Source organism: Acidimicrobiales bacterium, assembly GCA_041394265.1.
Taxonomy (GTDB): Bacteria; Actinomycetota; Acidimicrobiia; order Acidimicrobiales; family SZUA-35; genus JBBQUN01.
In genome coordinates, this window is sequence record JAWKIO010000005.1 from 2,939,353 (window position 1) to 2,956,831 (window position 17,479).

The window sequence follows — 17,479 nt, forward strand, 5'->3', positions numbered from 1 at the left end:
GCCGATGGCTTGGCGTTTGTCACACTGCGCCGGGCGTGTGGCGGACTCGGTCTCAGCGGTGGTCGTCGCCCCGGGCGTCTTCGCTCGCCACGTAGGTCTCGACCGATTCGACGAACCGGGTGAGGAACTCGGCCAGCAGCACCTGCTCCGAGGGCTCGAAACTGCTCAGGATCTGTCCGATGCCCGACTGCACCCGTGAGGCGATCAGGAGGTAGCGCTCGCTGCCTTGCGGTGTCGCCGACACCACGATCGACCGCTGGTCGTCGGCGTCCTTCACCCGTTCGACATAGCCCTTGTCGACGAGGCAGTTCACCGCCCGGGTGGTCGAGGCCGGCGTGATGTGGAGCGCCTCGGCCAGTTCGCCCATGCGCATGGGGCCGGACTGGCAGAGCACGGTGAGCGCGTCGGCAAGTGCCAGATCGAGCCCGTCGGGGCCGGCGCCGTAGAACAGGTCCTTGATCCGGATGGCCGACGCGCCTCGCCGAATTTCTCGCCACGCCGTGCCGACCTGACGTTGCAGCTCGGCCTGCTCAGGGCTGAGCTTGGTCGGCGTGGGGTCGGTGGCGGCGGTCATGATCGCTCCAGTGTGGCGTCATGAGTTCGAAATGTCACGCCAGACACCAAGCGCTTGCATGGTGAGCGAGCGAAGGGGCTGGCCAGTGGCCTGCGCCACCGCGACCAGATCGTCGTGCTCGGGCTTGGCCCCGTGGGGTCCGAGCTTGATCCTGACCTCGTGCCCCAGCAGCGAGATCAGGTGGGTCGAACGCTCGAGTGGGTACTTGGTGGCCGCAATGGCTCGGACCCCGAGTGTGCCGGTTTCGACGCTGATCCGATCTCGCAGCGCAGCAGCACGTTCCGGGGTGGTGAGGACCGACAGTTGGTGCGCCGGGCGGCTCTTCTTCATGACGATCGGCGTGACCCAGGCGTCGGCCGCTCCGTCCTCCAACAACCGATCGATGAGGTAGCCGAGGACTTCAGGCGTGACGTCATCGAGGTTGGTCTCGAGGATGACAGCCGGCTCCGATGCCGGCCCGGCCGTGCCGGCGGCGCCGGTGTCTCGATCGGGATCGGTGTCGAGGAGGTGGCCGGTGACCACGTTGGGGTGCGATGGGGTGTCGCGCCCACCGGCGCCACGGGCCGACCGGAGGAGTCGTCCCTCGGGCATCGGGCCCCACGTGCCAAGGGTGGCCAGCAGCGCCGCACCGGTCGGGGTGCAGGTTTCCATCGCGACGTCGACCGGCCGGACCGGCGCGCCGGCGAGCAGTGCCGCGGTGGCCGGAGCCGGGAGGGGGAGCACGCCGTGGGCTCCCTTCACGGTGCCGTGGCCGAGGCCGACCGGTCCAACGGCAACGGATCCCAGCCCGAGGAGGTCGACGGCGATCCACACCCCGACGATGTCGACGATCGCGTCGACCGCGCCGACTTCGTGGAAGTGGACCTCGTCGATGGTCACGCCGTGCGCCTCGGCCTCGATCTCGCCGAGGAGTCGGAACGTCCGCCGAGCGCCGGTGCGCACGCCGTCGGACAGGTCGGCGTGCGCCAGCAGGCGGTCGATCTCCGACCAAGGGCGCCCGTGTTCGTGCGCGGCGGCGGTGACCTCGACCCGCGTGGCCCCGAGACCACAGCGTGACACGATCGACTCCGTTATCGACCAGTCCTCGACGCCGAGGCGCTCGAGCCGGGCCACGACGTCGTCGAGTGGTGCGCCGAGGCCGACCAGCGTGCCGAGGAGCATGTCGCCCGACGCCCCGAAGCCGGGGTCGAGCCAGAGCGAGTGCCCGGTCATCGTGAGGAGAGAATTCGGTGCGCGGCGCAGGCGGCGCCGAATCCGTTGTCGATGCCGACGACGGCGATCCCGGGGGCACAGGAGGCAAGCATCGACAGCAGGGCCGTGACCCCTTCGAGCGCAGCGCCGTAGCCGACGGAGGTGGGAACGGCGATGATCGGGGCACCGACGAGTCCGGCCAGCACCGTGGGCAGCGCCCCTTCCATCCCGGCGAGAGCAACGATCACGTCGGCTTCTGCGATCTCGGGCAAGACGCCGGTGAGTCGTTGCAGTCCGGCCACGCCGACATCGGTGATGGCATATGGATCGTGGCCGAGCGCGGTCAGGGTCAGTCGACACTCGTCGGCAACGGGGAGATCGGAGGTGCCGGCCGACACCACGGCGATGCGGTGGCCCGTGGCCGGGCGGTGGCGCCAGGTGCGGATGCCGTGCCCGCTGGCCTGCGGCGACCGTCGATCCATGGCCTCGGCTTGGTCGTCGGTCAGACGGGTGGCGATCACGGCGTCGGTGCCGTTCGCGAGCATGCGGTCGGCGATGGCATCGACCTGTTCGGTCGTCTTGCCCTGGCTGTAGATCGCCTCGGGGAGGTCGATCCGTTTGGAGCGATCGAGGTCGAGTCGGGCGAACGTGTGGTCGTCGGACTCGACGTGCTGATCGGGGTCGACGGATCTAGCCGACACGGTCAGTCCTGTTGGCTTCCCTGTTGGCTTCCTTCGCGAGTGCGCCGTTGAGATTCCCCGAGCGCAGGCCTGCGAGGTCGAGCGTGACGTATCGGTAGCCGGCTCCGGTCACGGCCGACACGAGTTGATCGGCAATTTCTGCGGCTCGGACCAGCTCGGGGGCGGGAAGCTCGATACGCGCCGTATCGGCGTAGTGGCGCACGCGGACGTCGCCGAAGCCCAGCTTCCGGAGCGCCGCCTCGGCCCGGTCGATCTTGCTCAGCAGCGGGACGGTGACCGCCGTGCCGTAGGGGATACGCGACGACAGGCACGGCATCGCCGGACGATCCCACACCTCGAGCCCCCACGCCTTCGCCAGCTGGCGGACGTGCGCCTTCGTGAACCCGGCGTCGACCATCGGGAACCGGGCGCCGCGCTGGCGAGCGGCGTCCTGGCCCGGACGGTGATCGCCGAGGTCGTCGACGTTCACGCCGAGCACCACCGTGGCGCCTCGCTCGTCGGCAATCGGCTGGAGCTGGTCCATCAGTGCCGACTTGCACCAGAAGCACCGGTCGCCGTCGTTGGCCAGGTAGCGATCGTCATCGAGCTCACTGGTCGCCGCCGACTGCCATTGCAGTTGCCACCGCTGGGCGAAGTCACGGCAGTGGTCGAGCTCGCCCTGGGCGAGCGAGGCCGAGTCGGCCGTGGCGACCCAGGCCTGATCGGGGAGCGCTCGGTCGGCAGCCACGGCCAGCAGCGCCGAGTCGACCCCGCCGGAGAACGCCACGACCATTGGGCCCGTCGCACGACAGGCGGCGAGGAGCCGTTCGGCGAGGACGTCATCGGCAACGTCCGTTGTCGCCCCGGGCGCGCTCTCACCAGACACGCTCTCACCAGGCACGTGCTCGGCAGACACGGGATCGCTGAACGTCATCGTCGTCGCTGCTGCGGTCACTCCACCCACGACGCCAAAGGCTACGGGACCGCAGTCGGACTTGCCTGGTCGAAAGAGTGTTGACGCGCTCAAACATTGAGCGTACGCTCAAGTCTCAACGAATTGAGCAACTGCTCAACTAAACGAAAGGCTGGCCATGCCGCACTTCTTCTCCGCCCTCGGGTTCACCGACATCGGGTCGTCCAACAGCGGGTTCGCCAACCTTGCGGGCCCGAACCGGGTGGCGCTCGGCGCCACGGTCACCCCGATCTCCGAAGGCACAAGGGTTGCCCTCTACCTCGTCTATGCGCTGATTGCCGTGGGTCTCGTCGCCTGGCTCGGCCGAACGCTCTACGCGAACGGCGAAGACTTCCTGCGCAATGTGTTCGAAGATGCCGAGGTGGCGAAGGCAGTCAACCATCTGCTCGTCGTCGGCTTTTACCTCCTCAACCTGGGGTTCGCGCTGATGCTCTACCAGATCAGTGAGTTCTCGATGTCGTTGACCACGGCGGTCAACGACCTGGTCGTCAACATCGGCACCCTGCTCCTCTCCCTTGGCGTGATCCACCTGGTCAACATGGCCGTCTTCTGGCGCATCCGCACCCGCAACGAGCGCAAGACCTACAGCTCTCCGCTGAGGAACCTGCCGGAGCCAAACGACTACCTCCCCCCGCCTCCCCCTGCCGGCCCCGGCGTCGTCGCCCCAGCCTGAGGGCCCGAGTCCGGTGGCACAGCGTCCGATGACACAGCGCCCGGTTTCCCAGCGTCTGTTGGACGGCCCGTTGCAGACCCCTCAGGTGCCTGCCATCACCGTCGTCTTCGACGACACCTGTGAGCTCTGTCGCCGGTGTCACCAGTGGTTGGCCCGCCAGGACTCGATGGTGCCCCTCCGGTTCCTGGCGGCGAGTAGTCCCGAAGCGATCGCTTGGCTCGGTGCGTACGTTCCGATCGGTCAGGAGCTGGTGGTCGTCGATCATCGAGGAGCGGCGTGGATCGGCCCTGACGCGTTCATCGCCGTGCTGAGTGTGCTTCGGCGCTACACGACGCTGGCTCGCCGGTTGCAGCAACCGATGCTCCGGCCCGTTGCCCGACAGGCCTTCCATGCCGTGTCCATCGGGCGGGGTACGGTCTCGGCGGTGCTGATGGGACTGGACGAGGGCACGGCGGCCGGCGACGTGGCGGCTCGCCTGACCCCATCCGACGGCTCGACGAGCTGCGCCGAAGGTTCGTGCTCGCTGCCTGATCGGTGGACATGAGGCCGCAGGACGCTTCGACCTCACGTCAGCCCGACCCCGGATGCGCCGCCGGAGAATCGCCGACGTGACACACTCGTGGTCGTGTCGGAAGCATCGTCATCATCCGAAGAGCGCTCGGGCGCACCGAAGGCAAGCAAGAAGACCGCCAAGAAGACAGCCACCACGAAGACAGCCACCACGAAGACAGCCACCACGAAGACAGCCACCACGAAGACAGCCACCACGAAGACAGCCACCACGACGTCAGGCGACAAGCAGCCGACTTCGAGCAAGCCGCCGACGAGCCGACCGACTCGACGCAAGACCAACCAGAGTGGGGCCGAGACCAAGGAGCGCATCCTGGATGCGGCGCTCGACGTCGTGCGAGCCGACGGCATGATCGGCGTGAGCGCCCGCAACATCGCCCGTCAGGGCGGTGTCAACCAGGCACTGGTCTTCTATCACTTCGGTTCGGTCGAGGAACTCATGGTGGCGGCACTCGAGCGAGCGGGCAACCGTCGGATGGCGCGCTATCGCGACCGGTTGGAGGCCGTCACCACCTTCTCCGACTTGGTCGCGATCGCTGCCGACCTCCACGCCGGACCTGACGATCCCGATTCGCCGGCACTGGCGGCGATCGTCGCCGCGTGGTCCACCTCGAGTGATCTCGGACCGCGCATCGTCGAACTCCTCCAGCCGTGGAACGACCTGCTCGCTGCGGCCATTCGCCGGGCGCTCGTCGGCAGTCCACTGGCCCCGATCGTCCCGGCCGACGAACTGGCGCACGGCATCGCCGCCCTTTTCCTCGGTATCGAAGTGCTCGACCGGCTCGACCCCACGAGCGACATGACCGGCCGCCTGTTCACCGCGCTGCAGGCGATGGCCACCATGGTCGAGCCGACGCTCGCAGCCCTGCAATCGCTCGACTCGTCTTCGTCCGACGGTTGACTCGCCCCTAGTCTCCGGCGATGACCGACTTCCAAGGTGTCGACCGACCACGTGCGGAGGCCGCCGTCCGTGAACTGCTGATCGCCATTGGCGAGGACCCCGACCGCGACGGATTGCTCGATACGCCGGCTCGTGTCGCTCGGGCCTACGACGACATCCTCAGCGGCTATCGCGAGGACCCGGGCCACCACCTCGAGCGACAGTTCGAGGTCGATCACGACGAGATGATCATCGTGCGCGACATCGCGTTCAGCTCGCTGTGCGAGCACCACATGTTGCCCTTCATCGGCCACGCCCACATTGCCTACATCCCGGGTGACACCGGGCGGGTGTGCGGCCTGTCGAAACTGGCTCGCGTCGTCGACGGCTTCGCCCGCCGCCTGCAGGTCCAGGAGCGACTGACCCTGCAGGTCGCCGACACGATGATGCAAGAACTCGGTGCCGCCGGCGTCATGGTGGTGATGGAGGCCGAGCACCTCTGCATGACCATTCGTGGTGTCCGCAAACCGGGCGCCATGACCACCACCTCGGCGGTGCGGGGGCTGCTCGCCGACAACCCCACCACGAGAGCCGAGGCGCTCGAACTCATTCGACCTCGTTGACTCAGATGGCCAACGGGACCTCGCCTCGAAGATGCCGCAGGGCCATGGTGAGCAGGACGATCCAGTAGCCGTCGGTGCCCTGGACCAACTGATCGGACGAGACGTCGAACGGTGCGGGTGCGCGGTCGGGCGTCCAGCGTAGGCCACGGGCGGGTTCGGACGTGGCTTCGGTGGTCGCGAACGTGTGCAGTAGGTCGCTCACGCCGACCTCGACCAGGGCAGTGACCTCGGCGGGGTCGGGTGCGTAGTCGGTGAGTTCGCGATCGTCGTCGTAGAGGAAGACGTGCATGCGCTCACAGTTGTGGCCCTCGCCGGCCGAATCGGTCAGCAGCCGGGTGCCGAGGGCGACGAGCCGCTTCGGTTCGAGGTCGATGCCGAGCTCCTCGCGAGCCTCGCGGATGCCGTCGATGGGCTGCTCCCCGGCCGAGAGGTGCCCGGTGACGGAAAGGTCGAGTTTGCCGGGGAAACTCTTGGTCGGCGCCCGCTCCTGGAGCACCACGGTGCCATGCGCCGGCCGCACGACCAGGCAGTGGAACACCTGATGCCAGCGGCCCTCGCGGTGCACGGTCGCCCGATCGAGGGTCTCGAGCACGGCGCCGGTCGCCGGATCGACGACATCGAGCAGCTCGTTCGGATCGGCCATGCCGACAGCGTAGGAACCAGATCCCCGGATCGTCGCCACCGGAAGGTTCGGCGACGTTCACCTGGGTGTCAGGTGGCAATCGGTGCCGTTGCCCCTGGTCCCCGTATGCTCTGAGACCATGATCCTCCGAGAACTCGAAGGCGTGCTGCAGTCGCGGGCGGGCGCCGACCCGAGCGAGTCCTACACCGCTCGGCTCCTCGCCGACCCCGAATACAACCAGCGCAAGATCATGGAGGAGGCCTTCGAGGTCTGCCTCGAGCTCGGCCGCAGTGAGCTCGCTCCCGAGCTGGTGGCAAACGAAGCCGCCGATCTCATCTATCACCTGTTGGCCGGTCTTGTCGGCGTCGGCGTGCCGCTCGACGACGTGTTCGCCGTCCTGGAGGCTCGCCGCAAATGACTGCTGCACCGACCATCCGAGTCGCCATCCCGTCGAAGGGCCGTCTCCGCGAGCAGTGTCTCGATCTGCTCAAGCACGCTGGCTACAGCGTGGGCGCCTTCAAGGGAGACAACGCCTCGGCCGTCGTCGACGGCATCGAGTTCATCGAGATGCGGCCCCGTGATGCTGCGGCCTGGCTGAAGGCCGGACGCCTGAGCGCGGCGTTCATCTCCACCGACACCGCCCTCGAGAGCAATGTCGAGGACTTCCCCGCGATCGAGCTGGGCTTCGCCAAGTCCGACCTCATCGTCGCGTGCCGTGATGCCGACTCGTTCCAGTGTGCCGCCGACCTCGCCGGCGGCACCGTCGCCACCCACCTGCCCGACTGGACCCGGCGGTGGTTCGCATCGCAGGGCATCGACGTCACCGTGGTGGCCATGGGTGGGTCGCTCGAGGGTGTGTGCGCCGTCGGCATGGCCGACGCCATCGTCGACCTCCGTGAGACCGGTGGCAGCCTGGCTCGCAACCGGCTTCGAGTCATCGAAGAGGTCGAGAACTGCCAAGCCATCTTCGCCAACACCGTCGACCCGTCGGCCGAGATCGACGACCTACGGCTGCGCATCGGTGCTGCGCTCTCGGCCCGACGCACCCAGTACCTCCTGCTGCACATCCCGGTCGACAAGGTCGACACGCTCAGCTCGGTCTTCCCCGGACTGGCTGCGCCCACGGTGCTCCCGCTGGCGGGTCGCAGCGATCTCGTTGCGGCCCATCTCGTGGTCGATCGGGCCGAGTTGTGGACCAAGCTCGGCGATCTGCGAGCGCTCGGTGCCAGCGGCATCGTCGCCCTGCCGACCGACGCCATCCTCGCCTGATCGACCGGCCTGCGCAGGCGTTGCCGATCGTCAGCGTCGCAGGAGCTGTCGATAGATGCCTGCGGCTCGATCGAGTTCGGCGATGTCGACCCACTCGACCGCCTTGTGGGCCTGGTCGATCGAACCCGGGCCGAAGATGACGATCTCGTTGGCGACACCGGGGTACTTGAGCGCGTTGCTGCCGTAGGTGGCGGTTTCGGGCTCGGTGCCCGCCAATTCGGCCAGGCCGCGCACGAGTGGTGAACTCGGGTCCTGGTAGAACGCGGCCGAGCCCCGCCCGTACGACAGCTCGACGTCGACCTCGCACGGCAACGCAGCGTCGCGCACGATGGCTCGCAGCTGTTCGAAGATCACGGCAGGATCCTCTCCGGGTGCCAGTCGACGACCGGCATAGAGCTCGCAGCGATCGGGCACGATGTTCTGCGCCAGGCCACCGGCGATGGTGGTGACGCTGACCGTGCCATTGCCAACGACCGTCAGCGGGGTGAGCGTGTCGAGACGAGCTTGCTCGGCCTCGAGGGCGGCGATGATGCGAGCGGCGCCGTTGATCGCATTGCGGCCGAGATGGGGCTTCGAGGAGTGGGCGGCGATGCCGTGGACGACGATCTGCAGGCCGACGCCGCCCTTGTGACCGAACACCGGGGCGCACATCGTGGGCTCGGCCACGATGATCTGATCGAGGGTGGTGCCGGTTTCGCCCAGCCACTCGGCGTAGCGCATGGCGCCGATCAGCCCTCCGACCTCCTCACTGATCGTACCGACCAGGTGCACGGTGGGGGTTGGCTGCTCGCCGGCGTCTCGGAACTCGCCGAGCATCTCGAGCAGGACGGCCAAGGTCGCCTTGGTGTCGACCGAGCCTCGCCCGTAGACCCGATCGTCCTCGATGCGTCCGTCGAAGGGATCATCGGTCATGTGCTCGACGCCGACGGTGTCGAGGTGGACATCGATGGCGATCGAGCGGTCGGTGCTGCCGTCGAAGCGGGCGTAGACGTTGGGCCGCCCGGGAAGGACGTCGTCGAGCGTGACGTGGGCCCCCAGCCCAGCGCAGCGATCCGCCATCCACTCCGCCACGGCGGTCTCGCCGTCGTCGCCCGATTTCGGGCCGGCCTGCAGCGGATTGACGCTCGGGATCCGAACGATCTCTTGTAGCAGCACGGCCATGTCCGCAGCGTTCGCCATGTTCCGAGCGTACGGCACCCGGTCGCCGGTGGTCCATCGAGGCGACGGTCGGCGGTCGAACGAGCGGGCGCTTAGCAGACTGAACTGTGAACAACAAATTTCGCACCGTGGTTTTGTTCCGTCTGCCGTTCGGCGGCCGTAGGCTCGCTTCGACAAGGAGGTCGGCATGATCAAGGTCCAGACCAACAAGAAGGCCACGAAGGCCACCATCACGTTCTCGCTCCCGCTCGACGAGGCACCCGAGCCCGTGTCGGTCGCCGGCACCTTCAACGACTGGGATCCGCTGGTGCATCCCTTGAAGAAGCGCTCCAACGGCACGCGGAGCACCAAGGTCGAGGTCGATCTTCCGGCGGTCATCGAGTTCAAGTACCTCCGCGACGGCGGTGTGTGGTTCAACGACGCCGACGCGGCGATGTCCGACGGCGATCCTCAGAACAGCCTCATCGACCTGACGAACTGATCCCTGCCCGGGGGCGTCACGCCCACGAGGCCAGGAACCGATCGACGACCCGATCGACGAGTTGAAGCGGCGCGTCGCCGCCGACGGCGATCGTGGCCAACACGATCGGGCCCATCAGCTGGAACATGGCGAACTCGACGTCGATGTCGGCAGGGAGCCGTCCTTCGGCGATGCCGAGATCGACGACCTTCGCCAGCTCGTTCAGCTGCTCGTTCTGGTCGTCTTCGGCGATCGTCTCGATCGCCGACACGTGCTGTTTGAGCGTGAAGAGCGCTGGCAGGATGCGTTGCCACTCGGGCTCGCTGGCCCTCGTGGCGATGGCGCCCATGAGTGCCCGCAGTGACGCCTCGAAGCCTTCCACCCCGTCCGGCACGTGGGTGGTCTCGAGGTTGTGGCGGAGAACGTCGACCACGAGATCGTCGATCGACGACCAGTGGCGATAGAGCGTCGACTTCGCCACGCTCGAAGTCGCAGCGATGGCGTCGACCGTAAGCGCACTGGGGCCGCCCTCGACCAGGAGCTGGGTGGCCGCGTCGAGGACGCGGGCGCGACTGCGCGCCACCCGTGGGTCGAGGACGCCGTCAGCCTTCGCGGAGGTCGGTTTCGCGTTCATGTGTCGGAAGTCATACACCTTTCCGGGCGTTCCTCGTGCAGACTGGCACAAACGCAACGATACCGTTTCGTAGTGTTACTTCCGGCAGGATCGTCGCCGAAGATGTGTGACGGTTGCGACGCCCCACGATGAAAGGACTCGAATGAGTTCCTCGGCCCACCATCACCACACGCATCATGCGCCCCCGCCCGAGACGCCGGTCCTGTCGAAGACCGAGCAGCGCAACATCCTGATCGCCATGTGTACGGCGCTGATGGCGGTGATCGCCTCGGTGTCGGGGCTGAACGTCGCCCAACAGCAGCTGGCGATCGATCTGGAGGCTTCGCAGGGTGCGGTGCTCTGGATCATCAACGCCTACACCCTGGCCCTCGCAGCGCTGCTGATGCCGGTCGGCGCGATCGGTGACCGATTCGGGCGCAAGCCGGTGCTCCTCGCCGGTCTTGGGTTGTTCGGGCTCGCCAGTGTCGGCGCCGCCGTCGCCACGTCGACCGCCCTCCTGATCGTCGCTCGGGTCGTCGCCGGGGCCGCCGCCGCGATGATCATGCCGGTCACGCTCTCGGTCGTCACGTCGAGTTTCCCCGAAGAGGACCGGGCCCAGGCCATCGGCATCTGGGCGGGCGTTGCCGGTTCCGGTGGCCTGATCGGTCTGTTCACTGCCTCGTTCATGGTCGACTACCTCACCTGGCGCTGGTTGTTCGCGATGCCGGTCGTGCTCGTCCTGGTCGCTGCGAAGATGACGTTGAGCCATGTGCCCAATTCGAAGGAGCACTCCGAGCATCCGTTCGATGTTGTGGGTTCGGTGCTGTCGGCGCTGGCCATCGGTGGACTCGTGCTCGGGATCCACGAGGGCCCGGAGCGCGGGTGGGGGCACGCCCTCACGATCGCCGGTCTGGTCGTCGGCCTCGGCGGACTGCTGGCGTTCGTGTTCTGGGAGCGCCGTCACGTCGACCCGCTCCTCGACATCGATGTCTTCCGGAACCGTTCCCTGTCCTCCAGCTCGATCACGCTCATGATCCTTTTCGGGATGATGTTCGGGATCTTCCTCGTGCTGTTCCCCTTCTTCCAGGCCGTGATCGGATGGTCGGCGTTGCGGTCGGCGGTCGCCCTGTTGCCGATGGCGGTGATGATGATGCCGACCTCGGCACTTGCGCCCCAGGTGGCCAAGCGACTCGGCGCGCGAAACACGATGCTCGTGGGAGCCTCGCTCGCCGGTGTCGGGCTGATCACGATGGCGTTGCGGGCGTCGGTCGAGGGCGGCTACTTCTCCGTGTTGCCCGGTCTCATGATCCTCGGGCTCGGCATGGGTCTCACGATGACGCCGGCCACCGAGGCCATCACGGCGTCGCTGCCGGCCGAGAAGCAGGGCGTGGCCTCTGCGCTGAACGACACCTCCCGTGAGGTCGGCGGCGCCGTCGGCGTTGCCCTCCTCGGCTCGATTCTGAGTTCCGGCTACTCCTCGGCGATCAAGCCGGCGCTGGCCGGTCTGCCGGCCGAATTGGCCGAACCGGCGAGCGAGGGCATCGGCAACGCCTTCGGTGTCGCCGCTCAGGCCGGTGACGCCGGACCCGTCATCATCGATGCGGCCAAGCATGCGTTCGTCGACGGCTGGGTGCAGTCGATGTGGGTGGGCGTCGGCATGGTCGCCCTCGCCGTGCTCATCCTCGCCGTGCGTGGCCCGGTCGACGACTACGACGACGGTCTTGACGACCTCGACGACGACAGCGAAGCCACCGCCCCAGTCCCCACCGCCTGAACGTACGGGTGGGCTGAGCGCGGTCTGATCTAGGCGACCTCGGGGCCGACCAGGAGGACTGGCACCGTTGCGCTGTGGACCAAGCCCATGCTCGTACGGCTGATCGTTGCTCGCTCGCTCGCTCGGTCGCCGTGCGAGGACAACACGATCAGACCGGCTGCTTCGTCGGTGGCGGTGGCGAGGATGGCCGAGATCGGATCGTTCGAGTCGGGCAGTGCCGGGCGGCTGCCCGGGAGCGTGGCGTTGGTGGCCTCGAGGTACGCCGCGGCCGAGCGTCGCTCGTCGTCGCTGGCGGAGACGGCAACGACACGGGTGGCGACGATCTCTTGGCCCACGGCAGTGGCGAGTTCGCGTGCGACGGGGAGGGCGCGCTCGGCCTCGGTCGAGCCATCGAGGGCGATGACGACCGGTCCGGCGAATGAGGTCGAGCCTTCGACTTCGGGGCCGACCATGGCGATCAGGCCGGGGAACGCATCGAGCACGTGCTCGGCGACCGAGCTCTTGCCCGACCAGCGGCTGGCGTTGGTGGACTTCAAGATGGCGAGCGACCGGGGAGTGAGCTCGCCGACGATCCCGCCCACCACGTCGTCTGCGTCGGTGCTGACGATGCTCACGGGCACGTCGGGTGCTGTCGTCTGGAGGTGCTCGTCGAGGGCGTCGGCGTCGATGGTGGCGCCGTCGCAGGCCACGTGGACGAGGCGGAGGGGGAGGTTGGTCAGACGGGCGAACTCGATGCCGACCGCCAACGCAGGGTTGTCGGTGGCGGCGGAACCGATGGCGACGACGATCTCGTCGGCGAGGTTGGTGGTCATGGTGATCAGGTCTTCTCGTTCGGGCGGAGCGCGCACAGCGGGTCCTTCTCGGGGTCGACAGTAGTGCTCCGACCCGATGCGTTCGAACGGCGTGCCGTATGACCGCGCGGTACCGAGACGCCTCGTCGCGTTCTCGGCCCGGCGGGCGTTGTCACAGGGGTTGTTCATACTGGTGTGTATGGCAGGGGTGCGGGATGGCGAGGGGCACATCGGTAGCGGCAGCAATGACAACGCTGGCGGCGGTGTGAGAGATGGCGGTGGCGTGGCGATGTTGCGTGATCGAGTGCCGGGTTCGGTGTTCGAGCTGCCGGGGTGTCGGGAGCGGGGCGCGCGTCGTGAGGGTGGACGGTTCTGTGCGATCCCGGTCGAGGAGCGTGCCGCTCGGATCGAGGAGTTGGTTGCCGAGTCACAGGCGCTGGTCGGCCGGATCAACGCCGACCAGGCGGCTCTGTGCGCGAACACCACCGAACTGTTGGGACTCTTCCAGGCCGATCAGGGCTGGGGATGGGGTTGGCGCAGCCCAGCGCACCGCCTCGCCTGCCAGTTGAAGCTGACCGGTGCCGAGGCCCGCCGCCTGGTCGCCACGGCCGATGTGCTGCCGGATCTGCCTGAACTGTCGGCGGCGTTCGAACACGGCGAGGTCTCGATGCCGATCGCCGCTGCGTTGGCCGAGATCGCCACTCCCGAGACCGAGGCAACCCTGGTCGAGCAGGCCCGGTATGGCACGGCTGACACGATCGTGAAGATGGTGTCCACGTACAAGCGCCTGGAGGCCGAAGACGGCGACCGGCCGGCCCGCAAGGAGTCACTCTCGCTTCAGGCCAGGGCCGACGGCTATGAGGTGCGGTGGTTCCTGCCGTCGCTTTCGGGCGCCTCGCTCGAAAAGATGCTCCAGCAACGCCGTAGCGAGATGCGGGCCGAGACCGGTCAATCGGCCTCGAACGCGGACGCGTTGTGGTCGCTGCTCGATGCCGGCCCAAGACCGGCAGCGGAGCGGTTCCTCGCGGTGATCCAGATCGATCTCGAGGTTTTCCGGGCCCATCGAGAACGACGCCTTGCCGGTATCGAGGACGACGGCACCACCGGGGTCTCGGTGTTGCACGGTCCGCCCGTGAGTGACGACGAGCTCGAGGCGATGCACGGCGAGTTGTCCACGTGTTGGCTGGTGTCTCGAGATGGGCATCCCTTGTGGATCTCGTCCCGTCAGCGCAGCGCTCCACCGTGGATGCGCACCGCGATGGCGGTCGAGCAACCCTGTTGCGCGGCCGAGGGATGTGGACGGTCCGGTGTGTTGGAAGCGCATCACTCGGTGCCCTTCACCACCAAGCCCGAGACGTTGTTCGACGAGCAGGTGTTCCTCTGCCCGTTCCATCACCGGGCACTGCACGCCGCCGGTGCCAGCGTCGAGTTCGGCGCAGACCGCAAGCAGATCGTGATCCGTGACCACCGGGGCCGGGTGATGACACTCACCGGTGTACCTACGCCACCCGACGTGTCGCCCTGTGAGCGGCCGCCATGGCAGGGCCGCGGAATCTGGGCTGGAGGGATGGAAACCTATGACCACTTCGGTCTCGATGTGATCATCGGCTACCTCCAATCGCGCACTGAACGCTGGATCGACGAGGTTGGTCAGCCACGGCGGCCAGCGCCTCCGCCGGAACAAGCGGGAAGCCATCACCGGCACCCGCCACCAGCCAACGGTGCCGGACACCCCGCCGACCCCCAGACCACGGGTGGTGACAACGGCTCCACCAGCCCGCCGAACGCTTGACCCGAGCGCCACACTGGGTCGATGGCTCAAGGGGATGCGTTCGAATTCGTCGTCCGCCCGGCGTCGCTCGCCGATGTCTCGGTGATGCAACAGATCGAGGTCGACGCCGGTCGGCGATTCGCCCGCATCGGCATGCAGGTCGTCGCCGACGACCCACCGCCACCGGCGGCCCAGCTTGTGGCGCATGTCGAATCGAAGACTGCGTGGATGGCAGTGCTGTGCGGCGAGCCCGAACGTGCGGTCGGGTATGCGCTGGCATCGGTGGTCGACGGTGAAGGACACCTCGATCAGGTGAGTGTCGCCGACGACGCCGGTGGGCGAGGGGTGGGCTCTGCCTTGATCGAGCAGGTGATCGACTGGGCTCGCAGCCCTGCGTCGGGTGCGGTGGCCGACTCGGTCACGCTCACCACCTTCGCCGATGTCGCCTGGAACGGGCCGCTGTACGAGCGGCTCGGTTTCGTGGCGATCGATGACCTCGGCCCCGAACTCGCCGCGATCCGGGCAAACGAAGCAGCGCGAGGTCTCGACGCCGTCGGCCGGCGCATCGCCATGCGCCGCAGCGGAGAAACGTCAGAGTCGCTTGGGCACTCATCGTCGTAGCGTCCGCACGAACCTTCCGTGCTGCAGGCGATATTGAAGCGTCCCCGATCGGCACCCTGGGGGCATGCCCCAGGCGGATATCGGCCGCGCGTTTGGGGACGCTCGAACCGTCCGGCCTCGCTGTTGTGGTCCTACTCAGACCAGGAGTTGAGGTACATCATCGTGTCCTCGCTGCTTCTTGTCTCGGGCGTCGTGCAAGCGTCGAAGTATTCCCGCGCCTCGGGGGACCAGGGGCCCGACCTTGGGCTGACGCCTCCGCCGCTGCCAGCCTCGTACCAACGGTCCAGGTACACGGTCGCCGCTCCGGGCTGACTAACCGATGTGCGGTCGGGTGACAGCTCGGCACCTGGGAGGAACATGGCGATTCGTTTCTCGGGGTCGCCTGGCACGTCTGCCCTCTCGATGTAGATGCAGTCGCCCTCGAGCACGTACCGGAAGGTGAGGATCTCGGCGGCCATCGTGTTGGGCGGGGACTCCCAACCGTACAGAACAGCACCACTCACCCCGGCAGCGCCCACCTCGGGCCCCGTCGTCGGCGCCGCTCCCGGTTCGCCGTCGCCGGATTGTGCCCCTGGAACGCAGGCCGCCAGCACCGTCACAAGGCCCACCGTCACCATCGCCCGGCCCAGGGTTGACCTTCTCGCTCGAGTGCTCGTCACCGCCAGCTTCTCCGCCTTGCCATGCCGGTAAGGCCAGCGAAATCCAACGGGCCGTTCGGTCCGTTCGTGGACGGCGCCGAGAACACCACGGCAATGCCTGGACGCGTCCAACTTCTGCTCATCACGCCTTCCGCAAATTCACGACGAACCCGTCCACAAATCGACTCCAACAGCAGCAACCACGACCGTCGCCTCACCCCAGATCGCACGAACCCGGTGCACCACGATCGACGGTGTCGACCGGATCATCAGCGTGCGACGGCCCAGACATCGCAGCGATGAATCGGTAGTCGACGTCGCCCTCGGGCCCCTCTCCACGAAGATCGATCGGGTAGAACCCTTCCGGCCCACTCACCTCGATGGTCCAGGCCCCGTCGACCGTGCGTTCAACCAACACGACGACACCGGCACAGTCCGCATCAGCGGCAGCGGTGAACTCCCATCCAGCGAGCGGGAAATCGATGACCACCGGTTCGTCGGCCACGACAACCGGCCCGTCGGACTCGACCGCATCACCGCAGAACCCGTCGCCATCGGCTGCCCAACAGAATCCCAGCTGCCACGGCTGGACCAACTCGTCCCCGACGCGCAGCATCAGCGGTGGCGGGCTGCGACGGACCGGCGACGGGATCGTCGTCGACGACGCCAGTATTGACTGGGTGGCTGAGGTTGTCGGGTCGCTGCTGATCACTGCCTGATCCGTTACGGGCTGCGACGTGCATCCAGTGACCATCAGGACGAGACCAACCGTCGCCGCACGAAACCACATGCTGGTCAGACGATCCCGACGCTCAACGAGTTCCCCGACAACCAAAGACTCCCGCCGGGCACACGGATCTTCGCTCTCATTGACACGAAGATGCTCGTATCGGCGATTGATCAAGCGCCATGCTTCAGAGTCCTGTCCATTGCCGCCGGCCGTGGGATGCCCGGCACTCATTGCCTGAGCGTCAATCGTCGACCGCCACCGGACTCGGTTTCGGTCCACCCAACAGACCGGTGTCGCTGGCGATTGCCGGCCGTGGCGGATCGAACCGGCCATCCATGATTCGACGCTGCGCCAAGGGCTGAGCCAGGTCGATTGTCACGGTGTAGGCGACCGCCATCGCCTTGCAGGCCGAACCATCGTTGTTGTCAGGGACACGCACGCGTACCACCACAGCATCGTCGGTTTCGACCAGGCCGACGTCAATATCGTCACGATCGAGCTTGATCGGGCATGCCGGATCAGTCACCGAAACCTCGAACGATGCGGCATCGGCAGCCGGTTCACCGACGACGACCCAGTCAGCATCAACATCGCCCCTCATGGTCCCGGTGAGTACCCACGTCGCGCCCGCTGCGACAACGGCCGCCAGCCCAACGCCCAGCGACCGGACAGCGAACGCTGAAGGAGCCGCCGAGCCAGATGCCATGGCCGAACCATCGGCCGAACGCATCCCCGGATGAGGCAACGCCATCGCTGGAGCATCCCCGAGTGCCGATCGCAGCATGCATGACGAACGCGCCTGATCGCCGCGATCAGGAGTCGTGCATCCGCGGATGCATTTCGTCACATTGAGCGACCACCGACCTTG

At 67.3% G+C, this 17,479-nt stretch carries 21 protein-coding genes; 10 read left to right on the top strand and 11 right to left on the bottom strand.

All coding sequences use genetic code 11. The features are described 5' to 3' along the window. Window positions 1-52: 52 nt before the first annotated feature. From R2733_14440 to larE, 4 genes are read right to left on the bottom strand one after another with little or no spacing between them, the layout of a single operon-like run. On the bottom strand, window positions 53-574 hold the full coding sequence (locus tag R2733_14440; protein MEZ5377700.1) for a MarR family transcriptional regulator: 522 nt from the start codon (window positions 572-574) through the stop codon (window positions 53-55). An 18-nt stretch (window positions 575-592) separates the two neighbouring features. Continuing rightward, the gene (gene larC / locus R2733_14445; protein ID MEZ5377701.1) at window positions 593-1,786 is read right to left on the bottom strand and encodes a nickel pincer cofactor biosynthesis protein LarC; all 1,194 of its coding nucleotides are present in this window, start codon (window positions 1,784-1,786) and stop codon (window positions 593-595) included. Continuing rightward, window positions 1,783-2,466 (bottom strand): nickel pincer cofactor biosynthesis protein LarB, encoded by a 684-nt coding sequence (gene larB, locus R2733_14450; GenBank protein ID MEZ5377702.1) that lies wholly within the window; start codon window positions 2,464-2,466, stop codon window positions 1,783-1,785. The genes larC and larB overlap by 4 nt, the downstream gene beginning before the upstream one ends. Further along, window positions 2,456-3,409, bottom strand: a complete 954-nt coding sequence (gene larE / locus R2733_14455; protein MEZ5377703.1) for an ATP-dependent sacrificial sulfur transferase LarE — start codon at window positions 3,407-3,409, stop codon at window positions 2,456-2,458. The genes larB and larE overlap by 11 nt, the downstream gene beginning before the upstream one ends. A gap of 127 nt (window positions 3,410-3,536) precedes the next feature. On the opposite strand from larE, the gene R2733_14460 reads away from it, so the two are divergent. The 4 genes from R2733_14460 to folE all read left to right on the top strand — a co-directional run bounded on the left by R2733_14460 (window position 3,537) and on the right by folE (window position 6,164). Beyond that, window positions 3,537-4,091, top strand: a complete 555-nt coding sequence (locus R2733_14460; protein MEZ5377704.1) for a hypothetical protein — start codon at window positions 3,537-3,539, stop codon at window positions 4,089-4,091. 85 nt (window positions 4,092-4,176) lie between these two features. Then, the gene (locus R2733_14465) at window positions 4,177-4,635 is read left to right on the top strand and encodes a DCC1-like thiol-disulfide oxidoreductase family protein (protein ID MEZ5377705.1); all 459 of its coding nucleotides are present in this window, start codon (window positions 4,177-4,179) and stop codon (window positions 4,633-4,635) included. A gap of 81 nt (window positions 4,636-4,716) precedes the next feature. Further along, complete coding sequence (locus R2733_14470; GenBank protein ID MEZ5377706.1) at window positions 4,717-5,562, top strand: TetR/AcrR family transcriptional regulator; 846 nt, start codon at window positions 4,717-4,719, stop codon at window positions 5,560-5,562. 20 nt (window positions 5,563-5,582) lie between these two features. Beyond that, window positions 5,583-6,164 (top strand): GTP cyclohydrolase I FolE, encoded by a 582-nt coding sequence (gene folE, locus R2733_14475; GenBank protein MEZ5377707.1) that lies wholly within the window; start codon window positions 5,583-5,585, stop codon window positions 6,162-6,164. Between the two features lies 1 nt (window position 6,165). Here the strand turns inward: folE and R2733_14480 are convergent, their stop codons facing one another. After that, on the bottom strand, window positions 6,166-6,807 hold the full coding sequence (locus tag R2733_14480) for an NUDIX domain-containing protein (GenBank protein ID MEZ5377708.1): 642 nt from the start codon (window positions 6,805-6,807) through the stop codon (window positions 6,166-6,168). Window positions 6,808-6,925: 118 nt separating this feature from the next. Here R2733_14480 and hisE point away from each other — a divergent pair, with 118 nt between their 5' ends. Together hisE and hisG are read left to right on the top strand one after the other, a co-directional pair. After that, on the top strand, window positions 6,926-7,204 hold the full coding sequence (gene hisE, locus R2733_14485) for a phosphoribosyl-ATP diphosphatase (protein ID MEZ5377709.1): 279 nt from the start codon (window positions 6,926-6,928) through the stop codon (window positions 7,202-7,204). Next, window positions 7,201-8,055 (top strand): ATP phosphoribosyltransferase, encoded by an 855-nt coding sequence (gene hisG / locus R2733_14490; GenBank protein MEZ5377710.1) that lies wholly within the window; start codon window positions 7,201-7,203, stop codon window positions 8,053-8,055. Before hisE ends, hisG begins: the two co-directional genes overlap by 4 nt. A gap of 30 nt (window positions 8,056-8,085) precedes the next feature. On the opposite strand, the gene R2733_14495 is transcribed toward hisG, so the two are convergent. Further along, on the bottom strand, window positions 8,086-9,234 hold the full coding sequence (locus tag R2733_14495) for a M20/M25/M40 family metallo-hydrolase (GenBank protein ID MEZ5377711.1): 1,149 nt from the start codon (window positions 9,232-9,234) through the stop codon (window positions 8,086-8,088). 166 nt (window positions 9,235-9,400) lie between these two features. Between R2733_14495 and R2733_14500 the strand changes: the two genes are divergently transcribed. Beyond that, window positions 9,401-9,694, top strand: coding sequence for an isoamylase early set domain-containing protein (locus R2733_14500; protein ID MEZ5377712.1), 294 nt, complete (start codon window positions 9,401-9,403; stop codon window positions 9,692-9,694). 16 nt (window positions 9,695-9,710) lie between these two features. Here R2733_14500 and R2733_14505 read toward each other — a convergent pair whose 3' ends face one another. Continuing rightward, window positions 9,711-10,307: a TetR/AcrR family transcriptional regulator gene (locus R2733_14505; GenBank protein MEZ5377713.1), complete on the bottom strand. Its 597-nt coding sequence runs from the start codon at window positions 10,305-10,307 to the stop codon at window positions 9,711-9,713. Window positions 10,308-10,449: 142 nt separating this feature from the next. On the opposite strand from R2733_14505, the gene R2733_14510 reads away from it, so the two are divergent. After that, complete coding sequence (locus tag R2733_14510; protein ID MEZ5377714.1) at window positions 10,450-12,060, top strand: MFS transporter; 1,611 nt, start codon at window positions 10,450-10,452, stop codon at window positions 12,058-12,060. Between the two features lie 29 nt (window positions 12,061-12,089). Here the strand turns inward: R2733_14510 and R2733_14515 are convergent, their stop codons facing one another. Beyond that, the gene (locus tag R2733_14515; GenBank protein MEZ5377715.1) at window positions 12,090-12,908 is read right to left on the bottom strand and encodes a universal stress protein; all 819 of its coding nucleotides are present in this window, start codon (window positions 12,906-12,908) and stop codon (window positions 12,090-12,092) included. A 142-nt stretch (window positions 12,909-13,050) separates the two neighbouring features. Between R2733_14515 and R2733_14520 the strand changes: the two genes are divergently transcribed. Beyond that, window positions 13,051-14,643: a DUF222 domain-containing protein gene (locus R2733_14520; GenBank protein MEZ5377716.1), complete on the top strand. Its 1,593-nt coding sequence runs from the start codon at window positions 13,051-13,053 to the stop codon at window positions 14,641-14,643. 21 nt (window positions 14,644-14,664) lie between these two features. Beyond that, a complete protein-coding gene (locus R2733_14525; GenBank protein MEZ5377717.1) occupies window positions 14,665-15,243 on the top strand; it encodes a GNAT family N-acetyltransferase in 579 nt (192 codons plus the stop codon). Window positions 15,244-15,374: 131 nt separating this feature from the next. On the opposite strand, the gene R2733_14530 is transcribed toward R2733_14525, so the two are convergent. The 3 genes from R2733_14530 to R2733_14540 all read right to left on the bottom strand — a co-directional run bounded on the left by R2733_14530 (window position 15,375) and on the right by R2733_14540 (window position 17,317). Beyond that, window positions 15,375-15,851 (bottom strand): hypothetical protein, encoded by a 477-nt coding sequence (locus R2733_14530; GenBank protein ID MEZ5377718.1) that lies wholly within the window; start codon window positions 15,849-15,851, stop codon window positions 15,375-15,377. A 244-nt stretch (window positions 15,852-16,095) separates the two neighbouring features. Next, window positions 16,096-16,593, bottom strand: a complete 498-nt coding sequence (locus tag R2733_14535; GenBank protein ID MEZ5377719.1) for a hypothetical protein — start codon at window positions 16,591-16,593, stop codon at window positions 16,096-16,098. Between the two features lie 259 nt (window positions 16,594-16,852). After that, window positions 16,853-17,317, bottom strand: coding sequence for a hypothetical protein (locus R2733_14540; GenBank protein MEZ5377720.1), 465 nt, complete (start codon window positions 17,315-17,317; stop codon window positions 16,853-16,855). Window positions 17,318-17,479 lie beyond the last annotated feature (162 nt).